The 11,860-nt window shown below is 44.7% G+C and carries 8 protein-coding genes; 4 read left to right on the forward strand and 4 right to left on the reverse strand.

Annotated elements, in window-relative coordinates; genetic code table 11:
• The first annotated feature begins 8 nt into the window (after positions 1 to 8).
• The 3 genes from WH214_RS01735 (at position 9) to WH214_RS01745 (ending at position 4,438) form a co-directional block, all read left to right on the forward strand.
• A complete protein-coding gene (locus WH214_RS01735; RefSeq protein ID WP_062032097.1) occupies positions 9 to 1,307 on the forward strand; it encodes a hypothetical protein in 1,299 nt (432 codons plus the stop codon).
• A 130-nt stretch (positions 1,308 to 1,437) separates the two neighbouring features.
• Positions 1,438 to 3,540 carry a TonB-dependent siderophore receptor gene (locus tag WH214_RS01740; RefSeq protein WP_339421971.1) on the forward strand — a complete coding sequence of 701 codons (2,103 nt, stop codon included), beginning with the start codon at positions 1,438 to 1,440 and terminating at the stop codon, positions 3,538 to 3,540.
• A gap of 160 nt (positions 3,541 to 3,700) precedes the next feature.
• Positions 3,701 to 4,438: a sulfite exporter TauE/SafE family protein gene (locus tag WH214_RS01745; protein ID WP_087011993.1), complete on the forward strand. Its 738-nt coding sequence runs from the start codon at positions 3,701 to 3,703 to the stop codon at positions 4,436 to 4,438.
• On the opposite strand, the gene WH214_RS01750 is transcribed toward WH214_RS01745, so the two are convergent.
• The 4 genes from WH214_RS01750 to WH214_RS01765 all read right to left on the reverse strand — a co-directional run bounded on the left by WH214_RS01750 (position 4,435) and on the right by WH214_RS01765 (position 10,608).
• Entirely contained in the window at positions 4,435 to 5,340 is a 906-nt protein-coding gene (locus WH214_RS01750; RefSeq protein ID WP_087011991.1) for a LysR family transcriptional regulator, read from the reverse strand. The two genes, WH214_RS01745 and WH214_RS01750, sit on opposite strands and share 4 nt — an antisense overlap.
• Before the next feature lie 148 nt (positions 5,341 to 5,488).
• Complete coding sequence (locus WH214_RS01755) at positions 5,489 to 6,790, reverse strand: solute carrier family 23 protein (RefSeq protein ID WP_339421972.1); 1,302 nt, start codon at positions 6,788 to 6,790, stop codon at positions 5,489 to 5,491.
• A gap of 301 nt (positions 6,791 to 7,091) precedes the next feature.
• Complete coding sequence (gene ppc / locus WH214_RS01760; protein ID WP_339421973.1) at positions 7,092 to 9,776, reverse strand: phosphoenolpyruvate carboxylase; 2,685 nt, start codon at positions 9,774 to 9,776, stop codon at positions 7,092 to 7,094.
• 205 nt (positions 9,777 to 9,981) lie between these two features.
• Positions 9,982 to 10,608: a TetR/AcrR family transcriptional regulator gene (locus WH214_RS01765; RefSeq protein ID WP_339421974.1), complete on the reverse strand. Its 627-nt coding sequence runs from the start codon at positions 10,606 to 10,608 to the stop codon at positions 9,982 to 9,984.
• 151 nt (positions 10,609 to 10,759) lie between these two features.
• On the opposite strand from WH214_RS01765, the gene WH214_RS01770 reads away from it, so the two are divergent.
• Positions 10,760 to 11,860 (forward strand): efflux RND transporter periplasmic adaptor subunit, encoded by a 1,101-nt coding sequence (locus WH214_RS01770; RefSeq protein WP_339421975.1) that lies wholly within the window; start codon positions 10,760 to 10,762, stop codon positions 11,858 to 11,860.

The following is an 11,860-nucleotide window of genomic DNA, read 5'->3' on the forward strand; positions in this document are numbered from 1 at the left end:
CTTTGCTCATGTCACTGTTGCGTCGATGGTTCGATCCGATTCGATCGCGTTGGTTTTATCAAAAACCGATTCGTCAAACGGTCGTATCTACAGAACAAGGCTTGAGTATTCATTTACGCCTCGACGATGTATATAGCTATTTAGCGGTTCAGCAGTTACCACAAATTGAAGAAATTTTAGCGGACGAACTGAAACCATTGAAGGTGGTCATTTCCAGTCAGGCTGCAGAACCCCCGAATCAAATGTCGGCTTTGGAGTGGCAAACTTATTGTTTAAATGATGCCAAAATTCTGTCGCGCCAGCACCGTTTTAGTTTTCACGAAACGCCAGAACAACCCAGTCCAGAGGCGCTGAGCCAAGCGGAAACCATCTTGCGGCATACACCGCTGCGTGGGCAGGATTTTTTGTATTTGCTGGAAGATGTATTTCACATGCTATGGCAAAAACAAGAAGGTAAGCTGCGCACCTTATATGCGATGGCCAGCCGTCACCATCAAGAGCAACACTTTCCAGAACGTATTTTTAATGATGATGCGGTACTGGCCAGTTACTTCCAGCTCGGTGACCGTCAGTATCATGCCGTCGATGATCTGCTGCGTTTAACGCGCCGTTTAAAACAACAAAAATTATTTACCGATAACCCAATTTTCTTGATCAATCATATTGATTGGCGTGAGCATTTGATTAGTGATGCTGAAGAGTTAAATGAAATTCAGGCGCTCGATCCAGAGTTAGACCTATACGTTGCGCTGGAAGATCCAATTTCATGGTTGTTATTGGCCTATATTAAAGAAGAACTGGCCGATTATTATAATATTCAGCTCAATGTCTATCCGCTCAGCTATCACGGTCGAGACGGGTTTGATTGGAGTTTGGCAACGCGTTTATCCAAACGGACAGAAATCAAATTCACACCGTTTTGCCGTCCGACGCAAGCAGCCACTTTGGCGATGGCACAGTTATTTTATAGCGTGCCTGAAGAGCAGCGCGTTGATGCCATGTATCGGATTTTGAAAGCCGTTTGGACCCAAGGCAAAGATTTATCCTTTAAATCGCATTTTGATCAACTGATGCAAGAATTGGAAATCACAGCATTGATCACCGAAGATGTGGAAGCCAAGCTTCAAGAAAATGACATGCTCTGTGAAATGAAGTCCCAGCCTGATTTTCCCGTGATTGAACTGCGTGTGGATGGGCAGAGCTATGTCTTTAATAGTTTGTATCGCGTCTGGATGATTGAAAGTATTTTCAGTAATGTGCTAGAAGATCAATATAAAGCTGACCCTGTGGATGAAAGCGAAGGCTGAGTCATTTAAGTGCTTATTAATAATGTTAATGAGGTTTAACAATTAAATTCATTGTTAAATTTTATTAATAAATAGGCTTGCAAATGAAAATGATTATAATTGGCATTCTTTCTGTCTGTTGATCGATGTTATGCGTTTTCATATTTCTTCTTTGAGCTTATCCATTCTGGCCGTGATGACTACAACAGCGTTTGCTCAGGGCGAGACACTGGAAACAGCATCATCCCAAGTTTTACCGACTTTGCAATTTGAAGCCCAAGATGTAGATGAAAAAACGGCATATGCAGCAAAAACTGCATCAGCTGTTTTGCGTTCAGATGCACCGCTGTTTGAAACTGCGCAATCGATCAGCGTGATTAGTGAAAAACAACTCGAACAGAAACAAGCAAAAACACTGTCTGAAGCCTTGCAGGGTGTAGCGGGGGTCACCGCAGGACAGTATGGTCGCCGTGGTTGGGATGACTTTATTATTCGTGGGCAGGTTTCCAGCGCACAAACCTATGTCGATGGCTTGCGTATTCAAACTTCTGATAATGCCCTACGTTCAGAAGACATCAGTGGTTTACAGTCGATTGAAGTGGTGAAAGGGCCGACATCGACGGGTTTTGGCTTTGCCTTGCCGGGCGGCTTAGTTAACTTAACCACCAAACGTCCTGAAGCTGAAACTTTTTCTCGGGGCAGTGTGAGCTATGGCAGCAATGCCTTTGTGGATGGCACATTTGATATCAACTATGCGCCAAATGATAGCGAAAAAGGGGCGTTTCGTGTGGTGGGTCATGCCTCTGACCAAGATGATCCAACTGATTATGTTTATTATAAAAATTATTATATTGCACCGTCTTATAATTTTGACTTAGGTGAAAAAGACGAACTGTCTGTGATTGCCAGCTATCAGCATCGGGATTTTATTCGCCAGCAGGGGATTCCCTATAGTAATGGCGCTTATAAAAACTATTCACAGAGCTTATTTTTTGGCGCGCCGAACTTAAGCAATACGGTCGATGTTCTGCGCTTAGGGTCAAACTATGCGCATTATTTTGATAATGGCTGGACCTTTAAACAAAACTTTGCGGTCACCAAAACCGATGCAGATAACAATCCGGTATTGGCGGGGAGTAATAACACTTTACCGACCATCAAACGGACGGTGGAAAGACAGATTAAAGACGATGTGAATTTTGCGCTGGATCATAATTTGTCGCGTCATTTTGATTGGGGCAAAACCCAATATGATTTGATGGTTGGTTTGGACATGATGCATGAGCGCAGTGACTATGAGCGCCGTAGTAACAGCTTGTCATCCTTTAATGCCAATAATCCGATCTATACGCCTATCGCAAAGGCGACCACGACCAAATCGCATCAAATGACAGATACCCAATATATGGGCGTATATCTGCGTAATAATTTTAAAATTGATGATCATTGGATCTTAGGCTTATCGGGTCGTCATGACTGGACACAGGTCGAAGTCGATGACCTTTTCAATGATACGACGCTGAAAAACTCGGACAATGCTTTCACGGGTAATGCGTCCTTGATGTATCAGATTAATGATAAGTTTGCTCCCTATGTGAGTTATGCAACCTCATTCTTTCCTGTGAGCGACACTGGCGCTGGCGGAACACTATTGGATCCTGAAGAGGGAGAGCAGTTTGAGGTTGGGGTTAAGTTTCAGGGGTTGAATCAACGGTTGCAAGGCTATGTGGCTTATTATGATTTAACCCGTCAGAACGTGACTGAGTCGGATTCTACCCTCGGTTATTCTGTGCAAATCGGTGAGCAAAAAACCAAAGGTTTTGAAACGGAATTATCCGCTGCATTGACGGATCAATGGAACCTGACTGCAACCTATAGTTATATTCCTACTGCGGAAACGACAGAAAGTACCACCAGCAGTGATATAGGCAAACGAATTAACCATGTGCCTAAAAATGCCGCCTCTTTATCAACCCAATACTTCTTTGCTGATGAGCAACTGGGCTGGAATATTGGTGCCAGTGCGAATTATCAAGGCGAGCGTACAGCACAACGTGGGACTTCTTATGTACCGCTATCGAGCTATACGTTGTACGACGTCAGTGCTGGCTATGAAGCTAAAAATTGGGGCGCAAATTTCAGTGTAAAAAACCTGTTTGATAAAGAGTATCTAGTCGGCACCACGCCAAATGCGCAATTGGTGAATTGGGGCGATCCACGTACTTTCCGCTTCAGCTTAAATTTTAAATACTAAGCGAAACCACGCTACATCATACCTGATTCAATAAAAGTTGAGTCCAGACCATTCTTTCCAGTAAGCCTCAATCAAAGATTGAGGCTTACTTCTAAAAACAGTGATATGAGCCCAGATTTAAATTTTATAGCATGGCGCTAAGTGTTTAGAGAGAAGCGTCATGCTTGCTTTTGTTATTTTTGTTTTTGCTGTCGCAGGCATGATTAAGGGTACCATTGGTCTGGGTTTGCCCGCCGTGTCGATGGGACTTTTATCTTTGGTGATTAGCCCATTTCAAGCGGCAACTTTGCTGATTATCCCTTCCATGGTCACGAACTTTTGGCAATTGTTTGCAGAAGGGCGTGTAATGCGACTGGTACAACGCTTTTGGCCGTTGCTGGTGGGCATGATCATTGGTTCAGTTTGGAGTGTTTTTCCTACACTTGGACATGGCGAATTTCAAAGTGAAGCGCTGTTGGGCGGGATGCTGGCCATTTATGGTCTATATGGTTTGTTTGCCAAAAACATGCCCAACTTAGCCCCGTATGAAAAATATTTATCACCAATCATGGGATATTTGGGCGGTGCTTTGACGGTGGCGACAGGGGTGGTGGTGATTCCCGTGGTTCCATATTTGCAGTCCTTGCATTTGAAACGGGATGATTTGGTACAATCGCTCGGCCTTGCCTTTACCGTTTCAACTTTATGTCTTGCTGTGTATTTACATCTAAATCCTGTTGAAGACACTCCCATTGACTATCAACTGTCGTTGATCGCTCTGCTTCCTGCATTGCTCGGAATGTGGTTGGGCACTAAAATTCGCTACCGCATCCCTGAACAAGCCTTTCGTAAGGTGTTCTTTGTGGGCCTAGTGCTATTTGGCAGTTATATGGTTTTACATCAACTGGGCTGGCTTTAATGCGCAATGAGTTGGTCATGTTGGCTCAAGAGGAATTGACTAAAGCGTTGGTAATCTGCGGGGAGCTGATCAAAACACTGTGCGGCTAACAGCAACTTGCGGTTGGCCCATTTGCCTAAGAGTTCAACCTGCTGAAAATCATACTGTGCTTTTAAACGCAGGGCTGCCCGTTTGGGAATAATCGCAATGCCGACGCCATTGGCAACGACTTGGGCGATTGCAGCAAAGTTCGGCACCCGTAGACGATAGTGGATGTCACAGCCTAAGCGTTTGGCTTGCGCTTCTATTGACTGTTGTAAGGAGTGATATTGCATGAGGCCCACAAACGGATGTTGCAATAATTCACCCAGCTCCAGTTGAGCCGCAGTGGCAAGTGGATGCTGGCTTGGGCAGATCAGTACCAACGGGTCTTCAGCAAACTCTTGAGTTTCAAGCTGCCCTGCATCAAAAAAACCAGAGATCAGCCCCAACTGCGCCGTACCTGTACTGAGGGCCTGAATGATGTCATTGGTTTCGGCTTCTTTTAATTCAATATGAATCTTCGGATTTTCCATTAAATACTGCGGCAACAAGTGCGGTAAGTACTCACTCTGTGCCGATGAGTTGCACCACAATATAATGTTGCTCGTTGCACTGTGGGCAAAGGGCAGCATGGCTTGTTGTAATTGCTGCTGTTGTTGTAGTAAGTGCTGCGCATGTTCCGCAAAGGTTTGTCCAGCAAGGGTCGCTTTTACCCCTGTTGCATGGCGGGTAAATAAATTGACTTCAAAATGGTGTTCTAATTTTTTAATCCGTTCACTGGCGGCCTGTAACGAAATGGCGGAACGTCCTGCACCTTTGGTCAAACTGCCTGTACTCAGGATATTGATAAACAATTGCAGATCAAAAAAATCAAGGCGCATGGCAGGGTCAAAGCGGAAAATGTTGCTTTATCTTAGTCCTTTTTGCGTTTTGAGACATCCCTTTAGGTGTAATAGGAGTCAGAGCATTAGACCAAAAAAAGCAGCCCGAAGGCTGCGATCAAAATGGATAATCAAAATATCAGATAGATTAATCTTTTTGCCCTAAGCTGAAGAACCAGTTCAAGAACAGCGCTGCAAACGTTGCAGTACCAATACCACCCAAGTTAAAGTTGCCAATTTGTAAGGCAAAATCACCTGTACCTAAAATGATGGTGACTGCAGCGACCATCAGGTTTTTGTTCTGTGAAAAATCGACTTTGTTTTCAATCCAGATTTTTGCACCTGCGATGGTAATCAAACCAAACACCACAATCGACGCACCAGTTAAAATCGCGGTCGGAATGGTATGGATGATGGCACCAAACTTTGGAGATAGACCTAAGAAAATGGCAAACACACCAGCGATGGCAAAAATGATGGTCGAGTAAACTCGTGTGACTGCCATGACCCCAATGTTTTCACCATAGGTGGTCATGCCTGGTGCACCGACACCGCCTGCTAATGTCGTAGCGACACCATCGGCAACAAACGCTTTACCAATGTGCGGATCAAGGTTTTCACCAGTCATCGCACTCACGGCTTTGATGTGACCGAGGTTTTCTGCCACCAAAATTAACGCAATTGGTGCAATGATCATCATGGCATTGGCATTAAATTCAGGCGCATGGAAAGTCGGTAAACCAAACCAAGCGGCTTGCTGAATTGGTGCAAAATTAATCGCTGTGCCATAGCCCATAACATTGGTCACGATGAAATAGACCAAGTAAGACAGTAACAAACCAATTAATAATAAGAGACGCTGCAATAAACCACGGGTAAAGACTGCAATCGAGCCCATACATAATACGGTAACCAGTGCCATCCACATATTAAAGGAATTGCCCGCAACGCCTTTGACCGTCACTGGGGCAAGGTTGAGACCAATAATCATCACCACAGCACCTGTCACCACAGGCGGCATCAGTTTTTCAATCCACTTGGTGCCCGTTGCCATGACCATAAAACCAAACAAGGTATAGAGCACGCCGCAGGCAATAATACCGCCGCCCGCCATGGCTAAATTTGGATTGAGTGTGCCTGTGCCCGATGCGGTATAGCCCGTTGCTGCAATCACGACCCCAATGAAGGCAAAACTTGAACCTAAATAGCTTGGAACACGGCCACCCGTCATAATAAAGAACAAGATGGTACAAATCCCTGACATTAAGATGGCAAGGTTGGGATCGAAGCCCATCAAGAAAGGTGCAAGAACCGTTGCTCCAAACATGGCAAAGGCATGCTGCACACCTAAAATTGCACTTTGTGAAGCAGGGAGGTATTCACTTGTGCCAACAGGACGTGCATCGATATTACCTTCGTACGGGCGCCATTTGGGAAACCAATTGGACATTTTTTGAGCACTCTAAAGATAAATTGTGCACATCATACTCTTGTTTTTTAGAAGATTTAATCAGTGATACAAAAAATTGTTCAAACTAATCTTATGACTTTCCAGAACTTTTTACCGCATGGTAAAACTTTTTATTTTTAAAAATAATGATAAATCAAGGTTTAATTGGTAAATTTAGCCAATCGCTCATTCATAAATATTTATGATCGGATTGATAAAAAAAATTATAAAAGGTTTGACCATGCGGTCAATAAAAAAGCACATCATGCTGATGTGCTTTAAATGGAGCGGGCTTAAAACTTTATCCTGTGTTACGAAGACCTGCAGCAATGCCTGCAATACTTACCATAAGTGCATGATCTACAGGTGTATTTGTTTCCTGACGCTCTTCTAGGTAGCGGCGGCGACGTTTCATTAACTCTGCTTGGAGTAAATGCAGGGGCAATAAATACGGTTTGCGCACTCTCATCGACTGATCTAATACTTCGTTACTGCTGAGGAGTTTAGACTCACCTTTAAGCGCTAACAGGGTTTGCACCGCATACTTTAAGCGCTGACGTAGATGTTCACCGAGCACTTTCAAGTCCTCATCATCGGTCAGGTGCGACTCATAATACAGCGCTACATGAGCATCAGACTTTGAGAGCACCATTTCCAACATATCAATCAGGGTTTGAAAATACGGCCAAGCCACCAGCATTTCATCTAAGGTGGCTTTATGTCCTTGATCAATCACCTGGTTAATTGCTGCGCCTGTACCTAACCAAGCGGGTAGCATCAAACGAATCTGGGTCCACGCAAATACCCAAGGAATGGCACGTAGGGACTCAATGCCGCCAGTGACTTTACGTTTTGCAGGGCGTGAGCCAAGCGGTAACATTTGTAGTTCAAGCTCTGGCGTGACTGTACGTAAATATTTGACGAAGTGTGGGTTTTCTCGCACGGTTTGGCGATACACCTGTACCGACAAATCGGTCATGCTGTGCATTAACTCGCGCCACTCAGGTTTTGGGACGGGTGGTGGAAGTAAAGTGGCTTCTAAAGTGGCAGCGGTATAAATCTCTAAGTTTTGCAGCGCAATGCCTTCTAAGCCAAACTTGAAGCGAATCATTTCACCTTGTTCAGTGACTCGAATTGCACCTGAAATCGAGCCTGGTGGCTGTGAAAACAGGGCTTGTTGCGTTGGCGCACCGCCACGGCTGATGGACCCGCCACGACCATGAAATAGTGTGAGTTGTATGCCATGCGTTTTTGCAATCGCGGTTAATTCTTCTTGCGCGCGGTACTGTGCCCAATTGGCTGACATAAAGCCTGCATCTTTTGCCGAGTCTGAGTAGCCAATCATGACTTCATGTTTGCCCTGAATATGCTGTTTATACCAATGCATATTGAATAGGGTATTCATGGTGGCTGCGGCGCCATCTAAGTCTTTTAATGTTTCAAACAATGGCACCACACGTAGTGGATGTTGGATACCTGCTTCTTTTTGCAAAAGCAGTACCGCCAACACATCACTTGGATATTCAGCCATCGAAATAATATAGGCACCTAAACTTTCTTGAGGCTGTGCCGCCAAAGTACGCATGGTGGCAAACACTTCTTGTAGTTCGGGTTGTTCAATTAAGCTTTGCGCAGGTTCATTTAAATGCTTGGGCAACAGTGGACGTTTGCTTTGTAGTTCCTGCAATAAGAAGTTTTGGCGCGCTTGTTCGGTCCACGTTTCAAAATTACCCAGACCCAAATATTCAGTAATGGCCGAAATCGCTTGGCGATGACGTCCTGACTCTTGGCGAATATCCAGTTTCAGCAGTTCAATCCCGAAACAGTTCACCCGATGGATAAAGTCCAGCAGTTTCCCATTGGCAATTTCAGGCAGATTACTGGCAATCAAAGAGCGATAGCACAGCAGTAAAGGCTGTAACAGTTCATCTTTGGCTTTAATCACCAAGCTGTCATCGGCATCGGCACCGCGCAGTTTTTCTGCGAGCCAATGGCGCGTAGCTTTTAGCCGTTCGCGGGTATCGCGTAAATATTCACGGTAGGGTTCAGGATGGTCTTGACCCAAGGCTTGGCGCAGTTCATCGCTACAGCTTTGAATCGACAGTTCCCAACGCAAGTCTTCAATGTCACGTAAGTAAAGATCAGCCGCTTTCCAACGCGATAGCCACAGGACTTCTTGAGTAATGTTGTGTGTCACATTCGGGTTGCCGTCACGGTCACCACCCATCCATGAAGCGAAACGTACAGGTGCCACATGTAAAGGCAGACGTTGCCCACAGTGCTCAATCACCATGTCGTCTAGTTCACGCATGAACTTCGGCACGGCATTCCATAAGGTTTGTTCAATGGTGGTGAAACCCCATTTTGCTTCATCGACTGGGGTTGGACGGTGTTGACGAATTTCATCGGTCTGCCACGCCGAACAGATCAGTTGTTTTAAGTCTTCAAGGACTGTTTGGCGTTCACGAGGGGTCAGTTTTTGCTGATCCATTTTAAATAAGGCATCGTTGATACCATCATATTTTTGGATCAGAGTACGGCGGCTAACTTCAGTGGGGTGAGCGGTCAGAACCAGTTCAATATTTAAATCACAGATTTGCTGGAACAGCGTATCGGTTGAAATGTCGTTATTTTTAAATTTAGCAAAGAGGTGGTCGAGCGGATTTGGAGAGGGTGCGGTCTCATCAAATTCACTTTGACGACGGCTACGGACCACATGGTATTGCTCCGCAATATTGGCAAAGTTCAAAAAGTGGGTAAAGGCACGCGTCAGCGGCAGAATTTCATCATCTTCAAGGCTGAAAAACAGTTGTTCCAGCTGCTTTTCGGCTTCAACTTGACCATCCCGTGCCCCTTTGGATAAGGCCCGAATTTGCTCGACCTGATTAAACAAATCTTGTCCTGCATGCTCCTTGAGGGTTTCACCCAATAGGTTGCCGAGTAATCGGACATCTTCACGTAGTGGAGCATCAATTTGTTGAATCATGATTATTATTCCCTCGTTGTTCTTAATTTGACTATACCCCGATTCGATGACAATCCAAGTAGGGGCAGACAAAAGTAGGGGATTAATTGCTGAATTTAGAATCAAATGAACAACTTAGGGCGAGCGATTGTTTTAAAATAAAGATGGTTTTTAATTCCAAGTATTTGAATTAATTGTCAAAAATATAAATTTAATTAACCGGATCTTAAGGTGTTTTTAAAGGGTATTTTAATAAAAAAATCGCAATGGCTTCTTGAATCAGTTGCTCGCGTTGTTCGGCATTTGGCACTTCATTCATCCCCAGTAACATTTCTTGGTGACGATATCCAAACAGCAGAGACATTAATAAGGTGATGACCTCATTGACCTGTTCAAACTGAAGAACGCCTAAGGCTTGAGCTTGGTCAAAGAACTGTTCCCAAATCGCCCGCATTTTGAGGTGGGAGGCTTTATAGAAGTTCTCTAGCAATGGGTTTTGTTCAGCGGCCAGCTGTAATAATAGGTGCTCCAGCTTGATGGCCTCAGGCAGGTTAATAATATGCATTGATAACGCACAGATCTGTTTGAGCATAGGCACAAAGTCTTCGGCACGTTGCAATTGAAATGAACGACCCAGCATCAGCTTTTCACAGGTTTCCTCAATCGCACAGCTGAACAGATTGGCTTTGTCCTGAAAATGGTTATACACCGTGAGTTTGGTGACGTGCGCTTCCTTGGCAATATGGTCCATGCTGGAGCCGTGGTAGCCATGTTGTAAAAACAACTGACGTGCCACCTCCAAAATACGTTGCCGTTTTTCTAAATCCTTGGGACGTCCTGCTGAAGCTTGCACACATTTTCCTAAAAAAAAAGTTCAAAAAGTCATTTACATCTGAGCATATCTTTAATTAGTGTACTATGCAGTATATTAATTAAAAAATAACCAAGTTAAGTCTGGATATTGTGCCTGATTAATTGGTGGTTATGGAAGAAGAGCAGACTTCATGAGCAAAATTCAGACCCTTGTGGCAAGTATGATGGTGGTGTGTAGTATCACCTTATGGGGATGTAGCAAAGACACGACCGAACCAGAGTCGGTGCCTTTGGTAATGGTGAGCCAACCGAATACCACGCATCTAGAACAAAAAAGCTATGCAGGCGAAGTGCAAGCCCGCCAACAAACTGCACTGTCCTTTCGTGTTGGGGGACAAGTTACGGAGCGTCTGGTCGATGTGGGTGACCAAGTCAAAGTCGGACAAGTTTTAGCACGCTTAGATGTACAAGATGCCCAGTTAGAACTCAATGCAGCAAAAGCACAGTTAGAAAGTGCCCAAGCGGCTGAAAAAAATGCGCAGGATGAACTCAAACGCTTTAAGCAATTATTACCGAGTAATGCGGTGAGTCGTTCACAGTACGACAGCGTTGAAAATCAATACAAAGCCGCACTATCGAGTTTGAAACAAGCACAAGCCAATTATAACGTTACGCAAAACCAAACCAGTTATAACCAACTGATCGCCAATAAAAACGGCGTGATTACCGAGCGTAATATTGAAATTGGACAGGTGATTTCAGCAGGGCAACCCGCGTTTCAACTGGCCATTTCAGGTGATCGTGAAGTGGTGATTGGTGTGCCTGAACAAGCCATTGCTCAGATTAAAGTTGGACAAGATGCAATCGTCACCTTGTGGTCTAAACCCGATGAACGTTTTGCTGCCTACGTCCGTGAAATTTCGCCTGCCGCAGATCAGTCACGTACTTTTAGTGTCAAAGTGGCTTTGAGTGAAGGACAAAATACGATTCAACTGGGACAGAGTGCACGGGTGTTTTTCAGCTCAACTGAAAGCAATGTGTTGAGTGTACCCTTAGCCAGTGTTTCCGCTGCAGGTAAAAATGCTTATGTCTGGGTGGTGAATACTGACAACAGCATTCGTAAAGTCCCTGTCAGCGTGGGGGAGTATGGTCGAGACAGCGTTACCATTCGTTCAGGTTTACAGCCAAAGGACTATGTCGTGGTGGGTGGGGTGCATTTACTGCGTGAAAAACAAAAAATTCAACCGATTAGCCGTGACAATAAAACGGTCAAGATTGCGACAGGAGGTTAA

The organism is Acinetobacter sp. MYb191, assembly GCF_037572605.1.
GTDB lineage: Bacteria > Pseudomonadota > Gammaproteobacteria > Pseudomonadales > Moraxellaceae > Acinetobacter > Acinetobacter johnsonii.

Excerpts from the sequence above, each read along its gene's own strand:
- WH214_RS01735 (WP_062032097.1), top strand. The coding sequence starts at position 9 with ATGTCACTGTTGCGTCGATGGTTCGATCCGATTCGATCGCGTTGGTTT.
- WH214_RS01740 (WP_339421971.1), top strand. The coding sequence starts at position 1,438 with ATGCGTTTTCATATTTCTTCTTTGAGCTTATCCATTCTGGCCGTGATG.
- WH214_RS01745 (WP_087011993.1), top strand. The coding sequence starts at position 3,701 with ATGCTTGCTTTTGTTATTTTTGTTTTTGCTGTCGCAGGCATGATTAAG.
- WH214_RS01750 (WP_087011991.1), bottom strand. The coding sequence starts at position 5,340 with ATGCGCCTTGATTTTTTTGATCTGCAATTGTTTATCAATATCCTGAGT.
- WH214_RS01755 (WP_339421972.1), bottom strand. The coding sequence starts at position 6,790 with ATGTCCAATTGGTTTCCCAAATGGCGCCCGTACGAAGGTAATATCGAT.
- ppc (WP_339421973.1), bottom strand. The coding sequence starts at position 9,776 with ATGATTCAACAAATTGATGCTCCACTACGTGAAGATGTCCGATTACTC.
- WH214_RS01770 (WP_339421975.1), top strand. The coding sequence starts at position 10,760 with ATGAGCAAAATTCAGACCCTTGTGGCAAGTATGATGGTGGTGTGTAGT.